This window comes from Glaciimonas sp. GNP009, assembly GCF_054343755.1.
This window is the reverse complement of sequence record NZ_JBTGUV010000004.1, coordinates 182,658-202,490: the sequence shown is the minus strand read 5'-3', so window position 1 is coordinate 202,490 and position 19,833 is coordinate 182,658. Positions and strand designations below refer to the sequence as shown.

The following is a 19,833-nucleotide window of genomic DNA, read 5'->3' as shown; positions in this document are numbered from 1 at the left end:
TCGGGTGTGGGAGCGGGCGGTTTTAGTGCAGTGAAAAGCCTCGCTAAGCGATGCTGTATCAAGAAATAGGACGATCAGAGCAATCATTCGTCTATCGTTCTCTGAATCATTGATTGCAGACTTACACGCGCTCGTCTTGGGTTGCAGAATCCGCACGCATTTGATTTATCGTAGTGTCAGCAAAGGTGAAAAGCAATCTGAATCAATGGATTTTTTAATATTATTTGCGACAAGGAAATGAATTGTTGCAGTTTTTTATACGCATTGTTGTTTTTTTCGATCTAGAATAAATCATAATTCTAAAAGGCCCATCGCCATTTTTAGGGTATTTGTACCCCACGCCAGATTGAAACAGCGCCCCGCATAGTCCGCGTTATGGTTGGGCAATTGGCACTACCGTATTTTTACCATATTGCACCGCACCATTTTTGTGTTAAAGTTTAGCTGTCTCCTCCAACACCGCAAAGGTTTGGATTCAGCCCGCAACCGAAAGGTCATGCGGGCTTTTTTTGTGGGCTTCCGTCCTGAAATAGGTTGACACTTTTGCACCCGACGATACATGACCGTTCTCCAGAATGTCCGAACATGCGCTTCGGGTCTAAACCGCCAGTTACCAAATGCGTACAATCGGCTAACAACGGTAATACAGTTAGCTAAAGAGAGGTGAATAAAATGTCGTTTCAAAATTACTGGCTCTTTCTTCCTGCCTGCTTTGCTCTAAATATGGCATTCGGCCCAAATAACGTACTGTCCTTATCCAATGGTGCTCGTGATGGCGTCCGCTATTCAATACTTGCGGCATTTGGAAGATTGCTCGCCTTTGCTGGGATGATATCAATCTCCGGCTTTGGTTTAGGAGCGCTTCTGATTGCATCAGAAACACTTTTCACTTTATTGAAATTTGGTGGTGCAGCTTACCTCGTATGGCTCGGCGTAAAAATGCTCCGCTCTGTACCCGTTCACCTATCAGATTCAGTTAAAGAAACTCAGTTCGACGCCGAGCTTCCAAGGGACAAGCTACGGCGACTTGCGAAACAAGAATTTCTCGTCGCAGCGGGAAATCCAAAGGCAATTCTAATTTTTACCGCATTTTTCCCGCAATTTGTTGATCGTTTGGCATACGCGACTAGCTTTTTTATACTCGGTACGACGTTCTTATTGTTTGAATTGTTAGCCATTGCCATTTATGCGGGTATCGGCGCACGGCTCGGAACGTTGACGAATAACGCTCGAAGATTTCGATGGTTCAATCGTATAAGTGGTGCAATGTTGATCGTATTTGGCCTGATTCTGGCCTTTATACGGCGCCCTACTTAAAGGTATTTATCAAGCGATTAGTCACGTAGATTCTCAACTTCACACAAACGAAGGTAGTTTTTTTACGTAAATATTGAGTTACTCGTTTCCGGCAAGTCGAAAGACCGCTTCGGGTCGAAAGCAGGCAGTTGATTAAAATATCAAATGACATTCGGCGTCGACGGAAAGGGCGCTAACTCCAGTTTCTAACCAAGCGCTTCAACGATGGACGGATCACTTCTGCCTATACGATTCACCTCAGTCGATACCATATACCCCTTAAAGTAGTCCGGCCCAAGCGCCATCTGTTGGGCGATTTGTTCCGCCTGTTCTGGCGACAAACCGTTATGAGCTATGTGATCGGTTAGGAGTACACAGACCTTGAAATTTCCTTCCTTGGAACATTTTGTTCGATTTTGTGTGTGTTAGGTAAACACGGTGATCACTTTTTTAATAATTTGTCCCCGCCCATTCCATAAAAATCACTCACGTTACGCAGTAAGTTGATCCCAAGGGGAGAAAATCATGCAAGATTCAGAATAGGATATCAACAGACGGTTAGATAAATTTACATTCGTCCGAGCCTTCCATCTTTCGGGGAATATACTGTCGGCGCTGTATTGGGATTTAAGTCTGCAAGCAGTACAAAGCGGTATGCGCACCTTGCGAATGACTCGCTTAAGGCTGCGATTGAGAAGATTAGACAAAATTTCCCCCACCACAAAAAATGAAAAGGTTCCCGCTATATCTCGGAGAGCCTTATGTAGCTTGGTGGGGCGTGTGTGATTCGAACACACGACCTACGGATTAAGAGTCCGCTGCTCTACCAACTGAGCTAACGCCCCAACAGGGGTGGAATTATATCCTCTGTTCAATATTTGTACTAGTGCTTCTGTTTTTTTCTGGCTTAGTCTCTTTAAAATAATCAAAGAGCTAGCGCTTAGAGGGCGTTTAATCGGTCAGACTCCGTTACTTTTTAGTGCGCTTTGGGCCGATATTCTTTATACATTTCTGCAAGCGAAGCGCTTGGCTAAAATTGCAGACAAAACTTTACTTTTGTAAGAGTTTGCAACGCCCAAAGAGCGGATTCATACGCAAAATTATCGCGACGATTTTGTTTTAGAAATGTGAAACGAGTGTGCGTGAATCACACACCTCAACATCCCAAACGAAACTCCCGCGTCCTCACCTCTTCTCGTCTCAACCGAAGTCGCTGTTGCTCTTGTCCTGTATGACGTTCTCTCGACGCAGCGTCAATCGCGTTAATTTCCGCAGCAAGATACGTGCATTCATAAGGAGGATTATTCGTCGTTGAGTCAGAGACGATGGCGGTTGCACCTGGCTGCTGCATTTCTGTTCTTATTTTTGCGCGTGTGTCCGCGATGGTGTGTGGATCTGGGCTGATAAATCCGCCGCTTGTTTCGTGGATGTTAACGGTGGTCGTTCTTTGCGTATCGCCGCATTTTTGATCCGAGTAGCTTGCCCGATTGTTGGTTCTGCATTTGTATATTTGGTTCTGCTGATCGGATTGGATTGTTTGGTTTGGCTCTCGATTTGGAGGATTATTTGGAGCGAGGCTAGCTTTGCTCGGAGTGTCGGTGGTTTGCGGCGATGGCTGTGGTTTGTCTTTTTGCGGTAAATTTATTGATGTCGACATCACCCAAAATAGGGCGCTAACGACGCCGAGCGCTAAAGCAAAGCTGATGATTTTTCCTGTTACGTGGCTGCGCATATTTTGCCTTTGGTCTGTCTTTTCTCTACTTTTACTCTTCAGGTTATGCCTCAGCGGTGCATTTTTTTGCATTTCTTGTTTATACGCAATATTGTGTATTTAAGCATGAAATCACCTATTTTTTGCATAGTTCTGTGCAATTTTTAACGCTTTAAAAATGAAAATAAATTTTCTTTACATAAAAATGTTTTGAGAATATATTTACATAAATTAATAATGAGAGCGAGATATCGGGTGCAACATCACACTGCAAATGCATGGCAACGTCATAGCGCCGTTGCCCAGCGTATAGGCAAAGTTTATCCCGAGCTGTCAAAGGCGCACCGGAAGGCTGCTGATTACGTCTTGGCGAATGTCTTTCGGGCGGCGACGATGACCATTGATGAACTGGCTGACGTTGTTGGCTTTTCTCTGGCGACGGCAAATCGTTTTGCGCATGCTCTTGGGTTTGATGGCTATCCCGCGTTTCGGGCGGCGTTGGTATTGGATTTTGCATCGTCGTTAGCACCGGTTGAAAAGCTGCGCGATCAGGTTGGGCGGGCGGCGACTAGTGCAGAAATCATGGCGAATGCGCTGGCTGCGGATATTCAGAATCTGGAGGCGACCAAGCGGGCGCTGGTGCCGGAACTGTGTGATCGGGCGGTCAGCATGATACTCAAGGCGGAGCGCATTTTTGTGCTTGGGTTTGGGGCAAGTGCGCATCTGGCCGGTATCACGGCGCATGGATTGGAGCCGTATTGTCGCAATGTGTTGTCGGTGGCTGGGCCAGGCGGCCCGTCGCAGACAGCGCGTCAGTTTTTTAAAGTGGATCAACGCGATCTGGTGATTGCGATGGCTTTCCCGCGTTATGTCTCGGATACGATCACGCTGGCAACGCTGGCGAAGGAGCGCGGCGCGCAGTTGCTGGCGTTTACCGATGTGCCAACTTCGCCGTTGGTGCCGTTGGCCGATGTGACGTTGTATGCGCAGACCGAGCGTCAATTGTCGCCAACTTCGGATGCTGCGGCGCTGGCGCTGATTCAGGCAACCTGCGACGCGGTTGCGCATCGGGCGGATCGCTCCGTCCATGCTGCATCGAAAATGACTGAATTTGTGCTGCCTTGGTTGCATTATCCGGACTGGCAGGAAAAGTCTGACGCTGAACAAAGTAAGCCAGTTGTGAAGGCCAGCAAAACCAATAAGAAATCGTCGCTGCTAAAAGTAGCCGCTGATGAGTCTGCGGATACTAAGTCTGCCGGTGCTAAGTCGGCTGCTACTAAATTACCTGTTACTAAGACAGGAAAAATCAAATCACTTCCCAAAAAGGCTGAGCTAACGTGACAACCGCAATTTCAACTTCAGCCATCTCCGCGACGATCGCCATCCACGGTGGTGCGGGTACGATTTTGCGCAGCGCGATGAATACCGAGCAAGAGCGGGCGTATCACCAAGTTTTGAATGACATCCTTCGCGCTGGTCAAAAAATATTGGCGGATGGCGGCAGCGCAATAGATGCCGTTGCTACTGCGGTCAGTATGTTGGAAGATTGCCCGCTGTTCAATGCCGGCAAAGGGGCGGTCTACACGTCCGCAGGAACGCACGAATTGGATGCAGCGATTATGGATGGCGCGACGTTGGCTGCCGGTGCGGTTGCCAATGTTTCCCATCTGCGCAATCCGATATTGGCGGCACGTGCCGTGATGGAGCATAGCGAACACATCTTGTTGGTGGGGGCGGGTGCAGAAAGTTTTGTGGCGGATTATGGTGTTGCGGTTGTCGATGCTGCTTATTTTCATACCGAAGCGCGTCATGCGCAGTGGCTACGTGCGCGTAATCAGGGCGGCATGATGTTGTTGGATCATGATGCGACTAGCGAAGCTGCTGGCAACGCTGCTGCCGAGATTGCGCCCATCGATCCGGATAATAAATTTGGAACAGTCGGGGCGGTAGCGCTTGATTCGCACGGTAACTTGGCGGCGGCGACATCGACTGGCGGGATTACTAATAAACGTATCGGTCGGGTGGGAGATACGCCGCTCATTGGAGCGGGTTGTTACGCCAACAATCGGACGGCGGCTATTTCGGCTACCGGAACGGGCGAAGCCTTTATGCGTACTGTCGCCGCGTATGATATTTCAGCGCGGATGGCGTATGCGGGCCTATCGTTAAAAGATGCGGCCGAACAGGTGGTGATGGAATTGTTGCCGCGTTATAACGGTCGTGGCGGGTTAATTGCTATCGATGCAAAAGGTAATGTGACGTTTCCTTTTAATACTGAAGGTATGTATCGCGGCGTCGCAAGAGTCGGCGAATCGCCGCTGACGGCAATTTATAAGTCAGATAGCCAATGACGCGGATCATGACCACCATGACGACCATGACCCAATCAGCGCACCAAGTGCCAGCGTCTGAAGAGTTGCGCAATCCAGTTGCGCGCCGTGTGTTGACCGTGGATCAGCTTGGGGTCAGTTTTGTGACCTCGGAGCGGTCGGTCGAAGCAGTGCGAGGGCTATCATTCCATGTTGATGCGGGGGAAACATTGGCGATTGTGGGTGAATCGGGCTCCGGTAAGTCAGTGTCTTCACAAGCGATTATGCGCTTGATTGATTATGGTGGCGGCAAGATATCCAACACCAGTCGGATGATGTTTCACCGTCGTAATGGCAGCGCCATTGATCTGGCAAGCGCCGATCAAAATACGATGCGGCACATCCGTGGTGCAGAAATCGCGATGATTTTTCAGGAGCCGATGACGTCACTTAATCCCGTGTTTACGGTGGGTGAGCAAATCGCTGAGTCGATTCGACTGCATCAGGGCAAGGACTTTTCTGCTGCACGCGCTGAAGCATTACGTATGCTGGAGATCGTGCGGATTCCAGAAGCACGGCGGATGCTGGATCGGCATCCACATCAATTATCTGGCGGAATGCGCCAACGCGTAATGATCGCGATGGCGCTATCTTGCAAGCCGTCACTGTTGATTGCGGATGAGCCAACTACGGCGCTGGACGTGACGATTCAGGCCCAGATATTGCAACTAATCCGCGCTTTGCAGGATGAAATGCAAATGGCCGTGATGTTCATCACCCACGATATGGGCGTCGTTGCAGAAATCGCAGACCGGGTAGTTGTCATGCGTCAGGGTGAAAAGGTCGAAGAAGGGGTCGTACACGGGATTTTTGCAGCACCGCAGCATGCCTATACGCGTGCGTTGCTGGCGGCAGTGCCGCGTCTTGGTGCAATGCAAGGGACCGACTTGCCGGAGCGAATTGCCATCGCTGGAACTGTACCGTCGATGAGCGTGGACCTGGCCGATGCAGCGCAGTTGGTCCGGTCGATTCCCGGTGCAGATCCGACGCAACAGCCGTTGCTAAAAGTACGCAATTTGACGACGCGCTTCGATATAAAAAGCGGTATTTTCAGTCGCGTTAGGCAGCGCGTGCATGCGGTCGAACAAATTAGTTTTGATCTCTATCCGGGTGAGACATTGGCGTTGGTTGGCGAGTCGGGCTGTGGCAAATCGACCACTGGACGTTCGTTGTTGAGACTGGTGGATATCACCAGCGGAAGCGTGGAGTTTGGTGGTCGTGATCTGGCGACTTTGCCGCGCTCGGAATTGCGTTCGCTGCGGCGTGAGATTCAATTTATTTTCCAAGACCCGTTCGCCTCCCTTGATCCACGCTTAACGGTGGGATACTCCATCATGGAACCGCTGTTGGTGCATGGCATGGCAAAAGGCGCACAAGACAGGGTGGCGTATTTGCTGGAGCGGGTAGGTTTGCTGCCGGAACATGCACAGCGCTATCCGCATGAATTCTCTGGCGGTCAGCGTCAGCGCATTTGTATCGCGCGTGCGTTAGCACTGAATCCCAAGATAGTGATTGCGGACGAATCAGTCTCGGCACTGGATGTGTCGATACAGGCGCAGATTGTGAATTTGCTGCTGGATTTGCAGCAAGAATTAGGTATTTCGTTCATCTTTATTTCGCATGATATGGCTGTGGTGGAGCGCGTCAGTCATCGGGTGGCGGTCATGTATCTCGGACAAATTGTGGAGATTGGTCCGCGCCGTGCAATCTTTGAAAATCCGCAGCATCCTTATACCCGCAAGTTAATGGCTGCCGTGCCGGTCGCTGATCCAACTCAGCGTCATCGGAAACGCGCGTTGCAGCAGGATGAAATTCCTAGTCCCATTCGTGCAGTCGGCGATCTGCCGTTGGTTGAGCCGTTGAGGCAAGTTGGCCCGGGACACTTTGTGGCTATGCATAAGGTAGGTGGCGCTTTTTAAATTGGATGCAACTTATGCAAAATCGCCTCGAGTGCGTTACTTTCTTAGCTGCACTAGCGAATGAATAAGGCGTCAATTCTGCGCTTAATTCTGGGGCGTGATTCGTCCACTATTTTTCTTGTTTTTTTTGCTTTAATAGTCATTTGTATCTGCCTAACCAATCTTGAATTAAATCTGAACCAGGGGAAATAACATGCTTTCAGCGCGACATTTTTATGGAAAACCGATCGGCAAAGTGCTAGTCAGCACCGCAGTCGCACTGGCAGCACAACTTGCAGCGGGGCAGGCTTTTGCCGCCAAAGATGTCACGCTGGCAGTCGCGTCGACGTTCACTACGATGGACCCATATGATAGTAATGATACGTTGTCACAAGCAGTGATTAAGTCGTTTTATCAAGGTTTGTTTGGCTTTGATAAAGATTTGAAATTGGTGAATGTGCTGGCAGAAGGTTATGACGTTAGCAAAGACGGTTTGGTGTACACCATCCGCCTGCGCAAAAATGTGAAGTTTCAGGACGGTACTGATTTCAAGGCAGATGCGGTCAAAATGTCGCTCGAACGGGTGATCAATCCGGATAATAAACTTAAACGGTTTAATCTGTTCAATCGGATTGTTAAGGTCGATGTTGTCAATGACTACGAAGCCAAGATCACGTTGAAAGAACCTTTCTCGCCATTTATCAATACGCTGGCACATTCTTCTGCCGCGATGATTTCACCGACTGCTTTGAAGCAATACGGTAACAAGGAAATTGCTTTCCATCCGGTCGGTACTGGCCCTTTCAAATTTGTGGAATGGAAGCAAACCGATTATTTGAAAGTGACCAAGTTTGACGGCTATTGGAAAAAAGGTTATCCGAAGATTGATAGCATTACCTGGAAGCCGGTCATCGATAACAATACCCGCAGCGCGATTATGCAAACCGGCGAGGCACAGTTTGCGTTTCCACTGCCTTATGAACAAGCTGATTTGCTGAAGAGCAAGACCAATTTGGATTTGATTTCTTCGCCATCGATTGTGCAACGTTACATTTCGATGAACACGCAACAAAAGCCGTTTGATAACCCAAAAGTACGCGAAGCGATCAATTACGCGATCAATAAACAAGCCCTGGTAAAAGTTGCCTTTAATGGCTATGCCGTGCCGCAAGATGGCGTGTTGCCACAAGGCGTCGATTACGCCTTGAAAACCGGTCCTTGGCCTTACGACATTAAAAAAGCCAAGCAATTACTTTCTGAAGCGGGATATCCGAACGGTTTCGAAACGGAGTTGTGGTCAGCCTATAACCACACAACAGCGCAGAAAATCATTCAGTTTGTTCAGCAGCAGTTGGCGCAGGTTGGTATCAAAGTGAAGGTCATGGCACTGGAAGCCGGACAACGTGTGGAGAAGGTGGAAAGTTCACCGAATCCCGCCACGGCGCCGGTACGGATGTATTACACAGGTTGGTCGTCGTCTACTGGCGAGGCGGATTGGGGCTTGCGTCCATTATTAGCGTCGGAATCGTTCCCACCTAAGTTGTTCAATACCGCCTATTACAAGAGCGTCAAGGTGGATGCTGATATCGCCAATGCGCTCACTACCACTGACCGTGCGCAAAAAACTGCTCTTTACAAAGATGCGCAGACTGAAATCTGGAAGGATGCACCTTGGGCTTTCCTCGTGACTGAAAAATTGCTGTACGCACGAAGCAAAAATCTGAGCGGTATGTTTGTGATGCCTGATGGATCGTTCAATTTCGACGAAATAGAATTGAAATAGTCGTCACTTGCTGATGGGAATGAATGAAATAAAAACACATCATTCACTCCCATCAAATAAAGTTGTACCAGCAGGAAAAGGCGATGGGGTGGTCGCAGACTTGGAGTAATGCCGTAAAAGTTGCTAATGCCGCTAATGCCATATTGCGGCTGCAAGACCGCTCGCCAGATAGTGCAAAAAAATAACGCAACATCATGCAACATCACTCATCCCGGCTGGCTCTGTAGAAATTGCAGATTCACCATTTACCAGAACGTGCCATGTTTCCTTATGTATTAAAACGCCTGATGGGCCTGATACCGACCTTGCTGATTGTTGCGGTCATGGTGTTTATGTTCGTCCATTTGTTACCGGGCGATCCTGCGCGTCTGGTTGCGGGACCCGAAGCGGATCTCCAGACGGTGCAGATGATTCGTCACGATCTTGGTCTGGATAAGCCGATTCATCAGCAATTTTTGAATTATTTCGGCAATGCCTTGCGGGGTGACTTCGGACATTCGCTACGTACCAAGCGTGCGGTGAGTCAGGAGATTGCGGAGCGGTTTTGGCCTACGTTCTTGCTGACGGTGACCAGCATGGTGTGGGCGGTATTCTTTGGTTTGTTCATTGGCATCGTCTCTGCGGTATGGCGCAATAAATGGCCTGATCGACTAGGCATGACATTGGCAGTGTCTGGGATTTCATTCCCGGCGTTTGCACTTGGCATGCTGTTGATGGAACTGTTTTCGGTCAAGCTTGGCTGGTTGCCGACGATTGGTGCAGATAGTTGGCGTCACTATATCTTGCCGTCGCTAACCCTTGGCGCGGCAGTCGCTGCGGTGATGGCGCGTTTTACCCGTGCATCTTTTGTAGAGATTCTGCAAGAAGATTTTGTGAGAACCGCACGAGCCAAGGGACTTTCTGAAACTGTTGTCGTTCTTAAACATTGTTTGCGCAATTCGCTGATTCCGGTCGTGACGATGATGGGCCTGCAATTCGGCTTTTTGCTGGGCGGTTCTATCGTGGTGGAAATGGTCTTTAACTGGCCGGGCATGGGGCGGCTGCTGATTGACGCGGTTGATATGCGTGACTATCCGGTTATTCAGGCGGAGATTCTATTGTTCTCGCTCGAATTCATCTTTATTAATCTGATCGTTGACGTGTTGTATGCCGTCATCAATCCGAGCATCCGTTACAAGTGAGGCCGGCCGTGTCGAACCCAACCAGCGATCTTCCATCCGTCCGCAGTGCCGCTATTGTGGCTGCTGTCTTAGCCCCGCTTCCCACTTCTATTCGGACACCATGGAGTGAGTTCTGGCGCAAGTTCAAGAAGCAACATCTGGCCGTCGCAGCCGGTTGCTTCGTATTGTTTTTGATCGTGTTGGCAATAGCAGCACCGTATTTGGTGCCCTATGACGCAGAAAACTATTTTGATTATGATGCACTAAATGCCGGTCCATCGCTGGCGCACTGGTTCGGTGTCGACTCTCTGGGCCGCGATATTTTTAGCCGTATATTGATGGGTACGCGGATTTCTCTTGCCGCAGGATTTTCATCGGTGGCGGTGGGCGCAATCGTGGGTACATTTTTCGGTCTGATCGCGGGCTATTATGAAGGCTGGGCCGATCGCATCATTATGCGTATCTGCGACGTATTGTTCGCTTTCCCCGGCATTTTGCTGGCCATCGGTATCGTTGCGATCTTGGGTAGCGGTATGTCGAACGTCATCTTTGCGGTGGCTATTTTCAGCATTCCCACCTTTGCCCGCCTGGTACGCGGCAATACGCTGGTATTGAAGCATCTGACTTTTATTGAGGCGGTGCGCAGTATTGGCGCGAATGATCGCACGATTATCTTGCGGCATATTTTTCCCGGTACGGTGTCGGCTGTGGTGGTATATTTCACGATGCGTATCGGTACCTCGATTATTACCGCAGCGAGTCTGTCTTTCCTGGGCATGGGCGCACAGCCGCCGATGCCGGAGTGGGGCGCGATGCTCAATGAGGCACGTGCCGACATGATGACAGCGCCACATATTGCGATCTTTCCGAGTCTGGCAATTTTCTTTACGGTGCTAGCATTTAATCTGCTAGGAGATGGTCTGCGGGATGCTTTGGACCCTAAGATCGATCGTCGCTGATGCTATCCATTCCTATCATCGGCTCGCTCGCTGCCGGCCCCAACAATGCGATCAGCGATGTGGCTGGCGTCACTGTTGGTCACGTCACTTTGATGCAAGGTGCGATACAGACCGGCGTGACAGTCATCCGCCCCCACGACGGTGACCCGTTCCGCGACAAAGTGCCTGCCGCAGCCGTGGTATTCAATGGTTTTGGCAAAAGTATCGGCTTGGTACAGTTGCAGGAACTAGGCGTGCTGGAGACGCCGATTGCGTTGACCAATACGCTGTCGGTAGGCACGGTCGCCACCGCACAGATCATCTCAGCGATCAAAACGAATCCCGAAATCGGGCGCGCTGATCCCACTCTCAATCCGTTGGTATTTGAATGTAATGATGGCTACCTCAACGATATTCAGGCGATGGCGGTCACTACCGAGCATTACCAGCATGCATTGAACGCCGCAGAACCGATATTTTTACAAGGTTCCGTGGGTGCAGGCCGTGGCATGTCCTGCTTTGACTTGAAAGGCGGCATCGGCTCTGCATCGCGCTACGCCAACATTGGCGGCGCTAATGGTCAACAATATTGTGTCGGCGCATTAGTATTGGCGAACTTCGGCAAACTCCCTGAGTTGACACTGGCCGGCATCAACATCGGCGAACAACTGCATCAACTCAATTTGGCCCATCCTTGGTTGCCTCTAAACGACGCGCCGGAAATGGGTTCAATTATCATGATTATCGCAACCGATGCACCGCTGGATGCACGTCAGTTAAGACGTCTAGCCACGCGCTGCGGTATCGGTCTTGGTCGCGCCGGCTCCAACTACGGACACGGCAGCGGCGACCTAGCGCTAGCGTTCTCGACCGCGCAGACGGTTTCATACCGTCCCGATTACGCGACACAACAATGGACAACGCTGCACGATAGCGTGCTTGATCCGTTGTTTCAGGCCGTGGCTGAGAGCACTGAACAAGCGATAGTTAATGCCTTGTTTGCAGCTGAAACAGTGGAAGGGCGGGACGGTCATCTGCGCAGATCGTTGCGGGATGTGGCGGCGTCTGGTGACGATGCTACTAAACGTAATTAATTCAATTAAGACGTATTAACCTATAAAGCTTGTAGATGAGATTGGTACAAAACTAAATCACATCAACTATTTAGGCAGTTGCAGTTGCAGGCGCAGCCACAGTTGACGTTGCTCTTGACCTTGCAGGCGCAGCCACTTTTGAAGTTGCGGTTGTTCTTGAAGCTGAAGTTGCCGTTGCCGTTGAAGTTGAAGTTGAAGTTGAAGTTGAAGTTGAAGTTGAAGTTGAAGTTGAAGTTGAAGTTGACCTACCCCGTCATGGACGCTGCCAAGTATTTCAGCTGTCAGTCGGGAATTGTTGGAATACATGTTTGAGCGCAGCGAGTTGGTCTTTCAACCCGGCTGGCGGCTGAAATGCTTGGGAATCCGAAGGGCAGCGTCAGTTGCGGTCGCCTTCTTTTTGGTTACTTTTTCTTGGCGGGGGGCGCCGAGCTAAGCAAGAAAAAGTAACTAGCTGTCGGGCTACCCCCGACTAGCACCCACGGAGCGGCAACCGCAATAATTAACGACGACTGTATTTGATACAACAACCCGAAAGAGCCGTGTCCTTATCGTTGCACTTTCTCGGCGAGGAAGCCCGCCGGGCTAATCCCTGACAAGCACCCGCGGAGCCGCAACCGTTTCAGCTACAGACGACTCAAACCATCGCAATAGAAGACCTAATTAAGAATGACCACAATGAAAATACTTATCTCGGTAGACATAGAGGGCATTGCCAGCGTATTCCATCCCGAACAAACCCGCGCCGGTAATCCCGAGTACGAACGTGCACGACGCCTAATGACACTAGAAGCCAACGCAGTAATCGAGGGCGCATTCGCCGGAGGAGCAACAGAAGTCCTCGTCAATGACTCACACGGCGGTTTTCGTAACCTCCTACCGGATCTATTGCACCCCTCCGCCAGCGCAATTCTCGGCAAACCCCGCCTGCTAGGAATGATGAGCGGCGTCGAGACCGGCGTTGACGCGGTGATGATGGTCGGCTATCACGGCCGCTCACAAAGTAGCGGTATCCTCGCGCACACCATCAACAGCTTCGCCTTCGCCCGAGTCTGGCTCAATGATCTGGAGTTAGGAGAGGCTGGAATCTACGGCGCACTGGCCGGAGAGTTCGGCGTCCCGGTGATTTTTGGCAGCGGTGACGATGTCTTCGTTGATGAGGCCAAACTGCTATTTCCACAAGCCAATCTGATCAGCGTAAAAATGGCGCAAGGAAATACCAGCGGCATCTCGATATCGCCACAACGTGCTGTTACGTTGCTAGCCGAAGGCGCCGAAGCCGCAATGCACACGATTAAAGACGCCGCACCGTTCGTTCTACAGCCACAGATCACGTGCAAGCTACAAACGCAGAGTCCTGCGCTGGCAGATTGTTTCTGTCAACTGCCGATATTGCAGAGGATTGATGGTGTTAATGTGAGCTTCTCTGCACCCTCTGTGCAATACGCTGTCAGGATATTAAATAGCTTGTCGGCGATGTCTTTTATGTTGCGTAATTAAGCGCGAAATGACGGTGTCAGAATAATGGTGTTAAATACCTGATCAAGCATTGCGCAATACCTTTACCGCCGCATAACGCACTCGCTCGGTTGACGCCGCGGCACGTGCGCTGTGAAGGCTATGCAACGTAATTTGATTCACTTCGGCATGGCTACCTTCAATGTGTTCCGTTATCAGTCGAATAGCTTCCCCACCCGCGTACGCGCTGATTTGCGCCAAAATCGCCGCATGTTCATCGTAGGTTGATTGTACGCAATCACCGTAGACAAAATCTAAACGCCGTACGATACGGATGCGATCAGTCAGGCGGTCAAAAGCACTTGCCATTTCCAGATTTCCACTCGCACGCACCAAGGTTTGATGGAATACCTCGTCCATAGCAGCGACCTGGCCGCCATCAGTCAAGCGTTCGCTCACCGGCACACACCAGATCGCTTTGAGGTTATCGATCAAGGCACCATTGACCGCGCCACCATCGGCTAATCCTTCGGCTAATCCAGCGCAAAGGCGGCCGACCGCGTGTACTTCGATCAGTTTACGAAATTCGTATAAATCTTCGAAACGTTTTAAATTGATCGGCACAACTTCCCAACCGCCACGCACATAGCCTTGCACAAGACCGTCACCCTGCAAACGTTGCAAAGCCTCACGCACGGGTGTACGGGATACCTTGAAATGAGCTGCGATATCAGTTTCCGTGATTTGATCACCCGGCAACAGCCGCATCTCAAAAACATCTTCGCGTAACTTTGCATAGACATATTCAGGCAGTGAAACTGATTTAACAGGCTCACCACCAGTAATGGCTGGAACCGATTCAGACGAGTCAGGTAACTCGGATAAAACGCGGGTGATTGAGATTTTCTTCATGATGATTTATTTGTCGTTATCGAAAATCAGTCTAAAGTGCGTATTCATATAAAGCTTGTAGATGAGGTTAGTACAAAACTAAATCACATCAACTATAAAGGCCGTTGCAGGCGCAGGCGCAGCCACAGTTGCAGTTGCAGTTGCAGTTGCAGTTGCAGTTGCAGTTGCAGTTGCGTTTGACCTTGCAGGCGCAGCCACCTTTGACGTTGCGGTTGTTCTTGAAGTTGACCTTGACGTACTCCGTCATGGACGCTGCCAAGTATTTCAGCTGTCAGTCGGGAATTGTTGGAAGACATGTTTGAGCGTAGCGAGTTGGTCTTTCAACCCGACTGGCGGCTGAAATACTTGGGAACCCGCAGGGCGGCGTCGTTGCGGTCGCCTTCTTTTTGGTTACTTTTTCTTGGCGGGGGGCGCCGAGCCAAGCAAGAAAAAGTAACTAGCTGTCGGGCTACCCCCGACAAGCATCCACGGAGCATCAACCGTCTCAACAACCAACTAACCTAAACAACCACCTAACCTAACCTAACCTAACCTAACCAAATCGACACTACTTAAAAGAAAATTTAAATCAACATTCAAACGTCAAAAAAACCAACGTCACCAAGCCGCCACACACCCATCCGAACGCGGCTCCGTACCACCACAAAGCACACCAAACTCATCGCGCCAAATAATCTGCCCACGACCAAATCCAAGCTGATTACCAGACCAGGCAACATCATGACCTAACCCACTCAAACCACGAAACAACGGTTCAACAGTAGTATGCTCAATACTAACTTTGTTACCAGTCTCCCATTCCCAACGCGGTGCATCAAGTGAAGACTGCGGATTCAAGCCAAAATCCACCGTATTCATCACCATCTGCACATGTCCTTGCGGCTGCATAAAGCCTCCCATCACACCAAATGGCCCAACCGCATGCCCATCCTTGGTCAGAAAGCCAGGAATAATAGTGTGATAAGGCCGCTTGCCAGGCCCCAGGCAATTAGGATGAGAAGCGTCCAAAGTAAAGTTGTTACCACGATTATGCAGCGCGATCCCAGTACCCGGCACGACCAATCCAGAACCGAAGCCCATGTAATTACTCTGAATGAACGACACCATATTGCCCTCGTTATCCGCGGTACTGAGATAGACGGTTCCGCCACGCGGCGGTTCACCAGCCACAGGCAAGTTAGCGCGTTGCCCGATCAGTTTGCGACGCTCGTCGGCATAACCATCGGACAGCAAATCTTTAACCGACACCCGCATGTGACCAGAATCAGCAATATGTGTCAGACCGTCAGCGTAAGCCAACTTGATCGCTTCGATCTGACGATGATAGGTCAGCAACGCATCACGCTCGCTGAAATCAAATCTCTTCAATATATTCAGTGCCAGCAACGCCACCAAGCCATGACCATTTGGCGGAATTTCCCATACGTCATAGCCACGATAATTGGCACTGATCGGATCGACCCATTCCGGTTTGTAAGCGGCCAGATCGGCGACATCCAGATAGCCGCCAGCACCACGTACACAGGCGGCGATTTTTTCTGCCAAGGCACCGCGATAGAAACTTTCGGCGTTATCTTCAGCGATAGTGCGTAGCGTTTGGGCGTGGCCTGCGGAACGCCAGATTTCACCAGCACGGGGCGCACGGCCTTGCGGGGCGAAGGTGTCGAACCATGGCTTGAAGTGTGCTTCTTTCAGGTTGATGGTGAAGCCTTTATGCGCCGCTTCCCAAGCTACGGCGATCATCGGCGAAACGGGGAATCCTTCTTGCGCCAGAGTGATCGCACCAGCCATCGACTGGGTCAACGGCAACTTGCCAAAACGTTCTGCCATGGTGGCCCACGCGCCCGGTGTCCCCGGCACAGTCACCGGCAATGCGCCGTATTTTGGCATGCTGGTATGTCCCGCGGCTTTAAGGGCTTCGAGCGAAATGGCCTGCGGCGCCGCGCCGCTGGCGTTGAGTCCGTGCAACTTGTCTTTGTGCCAGATCAGGGCGAAGGCGTCGCCTCCGATACCGTTAGCGGTTGGCTCGACCACGCTCAGCGCGGCGGCCGCAGCGATGGCTGCATCAATGGCATTTCCACCAGCTTGCAAAACCTGTAAACCAGCTTGCGCAGCCAAGGGTTGCGATGTTGCCACCATGCCGCGATTGGCGAAGACTGCACTTCGGCGGGAAGCGTAGGGATAGTGATTAGTGTTGAAGGATGGCATACATTCTTTCTAGGCGATTAGCTATAAAGGATATTAACAATAAGGTGGCTAAGAATAAAGGTGACAAGTCACATATTCGCCGGGAGCGGTTTGAACTGGCGGCGGGGCCTGCGTTTTGCAGATGTCCATGCAAGATGCGCATCTGGGATGAAAATGGCAACCGGTCGGTGGCGCGGTCGGGCTGGGAATGCTGCCCTGTAATACGATGCGCTGGCGAATCTGATCGGGATGTTCACGTGGAATCGCGGATAGTAGCGCTTGCGTATAGGGATGCTTCGGTGCTTTATAAACGGACTCGCAATTTCCATACTCAACCATGCGCCCCAGATACATGACGCCGATGGTATCGCTGACGTGGCGAATCACGGCTAGATCGTGGGAGATAAATAAATAGGTGAGTCCCAATTCTTTTTGCAAATCTAACAGCAAGTTGAGAATTTGGGCTTGAATGGAGACATCCAATGCCGATACCGCCTCGTCAGCGACCACCAGTTTGGGACGCGTGATGATGGCGCGGGCAATCCCTACGCGCTGCCGCTGTCCGCCCGAGAACTCATGCGGGTGACGGCCAGCATAGGATTGGCTGAGTCCTACCACGTCCAGTATTTTTGCGACTTTACGTTTACGGGTTGCTCGGTCAAACAGTTGATGCACGATCAATGGCTCTTCCAGCACTTCGCCGATTGTCATGCGTGGATTGAGCGAGGCAAACGGGTCTTGAAACACCATTTGCATATTGCGGCGCATGGCACGCAATTTAGACGCTGATAATCCACCAAGATTCTGACCCATAAAATGAACCGCGCCGCCAGTTGGTTCAATCAGGCGCAATACACTGCGTCCGGTTGTCGATTTGCCGCAACCGGATTCCCCAACCAATCCAAGCGTCTTGCCTTCGGCGATCTCAAACGAAACGTCATCGACCGCCTTCACCGGCGGCAAACCGCGGGTTCCTGATGGAAAATGTTTTTTGAGTCCAGAGACTTGCAGTAGCGGTAACGTTGGTGAAGTCATGTGAGTGTCGGCATAGTCGTTAAATTCGGCATTAAATTCGCCTTTAAAGTCAGCTTCAAATTCGGCAAGGATTTGATGGGATCAGCCCGGATACCAGCATCGCGCCAAGTGATTGGATTTGACTGGTTGTAGCGCTGGCATTAACGCACGGCAGCGGTCGTCTGCTTTGGGGCAACGTGCCGCGAAGCGACAACCCGTTGCGACTGATCCCGGCAGTGGCACCGATCCCGGGATTGCCATGAGCGGCTGGCCGGGAATGCTATCCAGCGCCGGGCGTGCGCGCATTAAAGCTTGCGTGTAAGGGTGGGCAGGCGCGTCGAACAGATCGCGCACTGTGCTTTGTTCTACCACTTGTCCGGCATACATAACCACGACCCGTTCGCACATTTCCGCCACTACGCCGAGATCATGCGTAATCATTAAAATGGACGTTCCCTGTTCCCGCTTAAGGTCGCGCATCAGATCTAGGATTTGCGCTTGAATGGTCACGTCCAGCGCCGTAGTCGGTTCGTCGCAAATCAATAGTCCTGGCTTGCATAAAAGGGCCATGGCAATCATCACACGCTGGCGCATCCCGCCCGAGAGACTATGGGGATAATCGTCAACCAACAGTGTCGCGCGGGACAAGCCGACGCGTTGTAGCATGGCGATCACCTGCGCATCTATCTGTTGACGGTCTAACTTGGTATGCATGCGTAGCATTTCACCAAGCTGAGCGCCGATACGATGGAGCGGATTGAGTGAGGTCATCGGCTCTTGAAAGATCATCGCGATCTCTTTGCCGCGAATGCTTCGCATCGTGGCATCATTGGCCGCCAACAAATCGCGTCCACCGTAGCGCACGTCACCACTTAATATCGGCTTACTCGCCATGGGAAATAGCCGCAATACGGAAAGGGCAGTGACACTTTTTCCGCAGCCGGATTCGCCAAGTAAACCGACGGTTTCGTTGTCGCCGACGGTGAACGATACGCCATCTACCGGAGCGACGGATTTGCCATGGCTTTTAAATTCGACCTTGAGATTGTTGACTTCCAGCATGGATCAGCTTTCTTTAGCGACTTATTTAGCGACTTAATTTGGGATCAAAGACTTCACGAATGCCATCGCCGAGAAGATTGAATCCGAGCACGACGGTAAAAATCGCTATGCCGGGCCACAATGCCAATGTCGGATTGGTATTCAGGTAACCCTGCGCGATATGCAGCATTGAGCCCCAACTTGGATCTTCCGGTCTTGCGCCTATACCCAGATACGATAATCCAGCCTCGGCAATGATCGCCGAACCCATCGCAAATGTCGCTTGAATGACCAGCGGTGCCATCGCATTAGGCAAAACGTAGCGTCGCATAATACGCAGATCGGTGGCACCGACCGAACGCGCCGCCATGACGTAATCCAGATTGCGGATGGACATGGCTTGTCCACGGGCTAGTCGAATAAAGGCCGGGACGAAGCCAATCCCAATAGCGACCATCGCGTTATAAAAACCACCGCCTAACGCGGCGGCAAGGGCTAGCGCGAGAATCAATGACGGGAATGCCTGCAAAGCATCGACCACCCGCATCACGATCCATTCATCCAAAAATCCCCGAAAATAACCGCTGGCAATGCCGATTGGTACGCCGACAAAGAATGCCAGTCCTACAGCGATTAGCGCCGCTTGCAGGGAGATACGGGCTCCGAACACCATGCGTGAAAAGATATCGCGCCCTAAGTCATCGGTTCCCATCCAGTGTGCGCTGCTAGGGGACGACAAAATGTTGCCGTAGTCCTGATCAAAAATGGGGTCATGCGTCGCCATCAACGGTGCAAATATGGCGATCAAAATCAGCAGCATGATAATTACCGCGCCAATCACAGCCAGACGGTTAGCTGCGAAGCGGCGCAAGGCGGCAAAGCGCACTACTTGCGGGAGTGCATTGACCGGACTTGCTGGTTGGGTCTGTCCGGTTTGCCCGGTTTGGGCAAGAGGTTGATGCAATTGATTCATGC

General features: G+C 51.0%; 17 protein-coding genes and 1 tRNA gene. 9 read left to right on the top strand and 9 right to left on the bottom strand.

Annotated features, from left to right (window positions below; translation table 11 throughout):
- Nucleotides 1-672 precede the first annotated feature (672 nt).
- Nucleotides 673-1,317 carry a LysE family translocator gene (locus tag ACXX82_RS01975; protein WP_458562291.1) on the top strand — a complete coding sequence of 215 codons (645 nt, stop codon included), beginning with the start codon at nucleotides 673-675 and terminating at the stop codon, nucleotides 1,315-1,317.
- Nucleotides 1,318-2,065: 748 nt separating this feature from the next.
- On the opposite strand, the gene ACXX82_RS01970 is transcribed toward ACXX82_RS01975, so the two are convergent.
- Both ACXX82_RS01970 and ACXX82_RS01965 read right to left on the bottom strand, forming a co-directional pair.
- A tRNA-Lys gene (locus tag ACXX82_RS01970) sits at nucleotides 2,066-2,141 on the bottom strand.
- Nucleotides 2,142-2,452: 311 nt separating this feature from the next.
- The gene (locus ACXX82_RS01965) at nucleotides 2,453-3,100 is read right to left on the bottom strand and encodes a hypothetical protein (RefSeq protein WP_458562290.1); all 648 of its coding nucleotides are present in this window, start codon (nucleotides 3,098-3,100) and stop codon (nucleotides 2,453-2,455) included.
- A gap of 144 nt (nucleotides 3,101-3,244) precedes the next feature.
- Here ACXX82_RS01965 and ACXX82_RS01960 point away from each other — a divergent pair, with 144 nt between their 5' ends.
- The 7 genes from ACXX82_RS01960 (at nucleotide 3,245) to ACXX82_RS01930 (ending at nucleotide 12,249) form a co-directional block, all read left to right on the top strand.
- Nucleotides 3,245-4,348 carry a MurR/RpiR family transcriptional regulator gene (locus ACXX82_RS01960; protein WP_322239522.1) on the top strand — a complete coding sequence of 368 codons (1,104 nt, stop codon included), beginning with the start codon at nucleotides 3,245-3,247 and terminating at the stop codon, nucleotides 4,346-4,348.
- Nucleotides 4,345-5,358, top strand: coding sequence for an isoaspartyl peptidase/L-asparaginase family protein (locus ACXX82_RS01955; protein ID WP_322239520.1), 1,014 nt, complete (start codon nucleotides 4,345-4,347; stop codon nucleotides 5,356-5,358). The genes ACXX82_RS01960 and ACXX82_RS01955 overlap by 4 nt, the downstream gene beginning before the upstream one ends.
- A gap of 26 nt (nucleotides 5,359-5,384) precedes the next feature.
- Complete coding sequence (locus ACXX82_RS01950; protein WP_322240726.1) at nucleotides 5,385-7,295, top strand: dipeptide ABC transporter ATP-binding protein; 1,911 nt, start codon at nucleotides 5,385-5,387, stop codon at nucleotides 7,293-7,295.
- Nucleotides 7,296-7,488: 193 nt separating this feature from the next.
- Entirely contained in the window at nucleotides 7,489-9,057 is a 1,569-nt protein-coding gene (gene gsiB / locus ACXX82_RS01945; RefSeq protein ID WP_322239518.1) for a glutathione ABC transporter substrate-binding protein GsiB, read from the top strand.
- A gap of 260 nt (nucleotides 9,058-9,317) precedes the next feature.
- A complete protein-coding gene (gene gsiC / locus ACXX82_RS01940) occupies nucleotides 9,318-10,238 on the top strand; it encodes a glutathione ABC transporter permease GsiC (protein WP_458562289.1) in 921 nt (306 codons plus the stop codon).
- Nucleotides 10,239-10,291: 53 nt separating this feature from the next.
- Entirely contained in the window at nucleotides 10,292-11,176 is an 885-nt protein-coding gene (gsiD, locus tag ACXX82_RS01935) for a glutathione ABC transporter permease GsiD (protein ID WP_322240723.1), read from the top strand.
- On the top strand, nucleotides 11,176-12,249 hold the full coding sequence (locus tag ACXX82_RS01930) for a DmpA family aminopeptidase (protein ID WP_458562288.1): 1,074 nt from the start codon (nucleotides 11,176-11,178) through the stop codon (nucleotides 12,247-12,249). The genes gsiD and ACXX82_RS01930 overlap by 1 nt, the downstream gene beginning before the upstream one ends.
- A gap of 66 nt (nucleotides 12,250-12,315) precedes the next feature.
- On the opposite strand, the gene ACXX82_RS01925 is transcribed toward ACXX82_RS01930, so the two are convergent.
- Entirely contained in the window at nucleotides 12,316-12,555 is a 240-nt protein-coding gene (locus tag ACXX82_RS01925; protein ID WP_458562287.1) for a hypothetical protein, read from the bottom strand.
- Nucleotides 12,556-12,924: 369 nt separating this feature from the next.
- Between ACXX82_RS01925 and ACXX82_RS01920 the strand changes: the two genes are divergently transcribed.
- Nucleotides 12,925-13,746, top strand: a complete 822-nt coding sequence (locus tag ACXX82_RS01920) for a M55 family metallopeptidase (RefSeq protein WP_458562286.1) — start codon at nucleotides 12,925-12,927, stop codon at nucleotides 13,744-13,746.
- Nucleotides 13,747-13,788: 42 nt separating this feature from the next.
- On the opposite strand, the gene ACXX82_RS01915 is transcribed toward ACXX82_RS01920, so the two are convergent.
- From ACXX82_RS01915 to ACXX82_RS01890, 6 genes are all read right to left on the bottom strand, one after another.
- Nucleotides 13,789-14,616: a GntR family transcriptional regulator gene (locus tag ACXX82_RS01915; RefSeq protein ID WP_458562285.1), complete on the bottom strand. Its 828-nt coding sequence runs from the start codon at nucleotides 14,614-14,616 to the stop codon at nucleotides 13,789-13,791.
- A gap of 92 nt (nucleotides 14,617-14,708) precedes the next feature.
- On the bottom strand, nucleotides 14,709-14,912 hold the full coding sequence (locus ACXX82_RS01910; RefSeq protein WP_458562284.1) for a hypothetical protein: 204 nt from the start codon (nucleotides 14,910-14,912) through the stop codon (nucleotides 14,709-14,711).
- Nucleotides 14,913-15,213: 301 nt separating this feature from the next.
- Complete coding sequence (locus tag ACXX82_RS01905; RefSeq protein WP_458562283.1) at nucleotides 15,214-16,824, bottom strand: gamma-glutamyltransferase family protein; 1,611 nt, start codon at nucleotides 16,822-16,824, stop codon at nucleotides 15,214-15,216.
- Nucleotides 16,825-16,872: 48 nt separating this feature from the next.
- Nucleotides 16,873-17,838: an ABC transporter ATP-binding protein gene (locus ACXX82_RS01900; protein ID WP_322239503.1), complete on the bottom strand. Its 966-nt coding sequence runs from the start codon at nucleotides 17,836-17,838 to the stop codon at nucleotides 16,873-16,875.
- A gap of 81 nt (nucleotides 17,839-17,919) precedes the next feature.
- Complete coding sequence (locus ACXX82_RS01895) at nucleotides 17,920-18,879, bottom strand: ABC transporter ATP-binding protein (protein ID WP_458562282.1); 960 nt, start codon at nucleotides 18,877-18,879, stop codon at nucleotides 17,920-17,922.
- A 25-nt stretch (nucleotides 18,880-18,904) separates the two neighbouring features.
- Nucleotides 18,905-19,831, bottom strand: a complete 927-nt coding sequence (locus tag ACXX82_RS01890) for an ABC transporter permease (RefSeq protein WP_458562281.1) — start codon at nucleotides 19,829-19,831, stop codon at nucleotides 18,905-18,907.
- Between the last annotated feature and the right edge of the window lie 2 nt (nucleotides 19,832-19,833).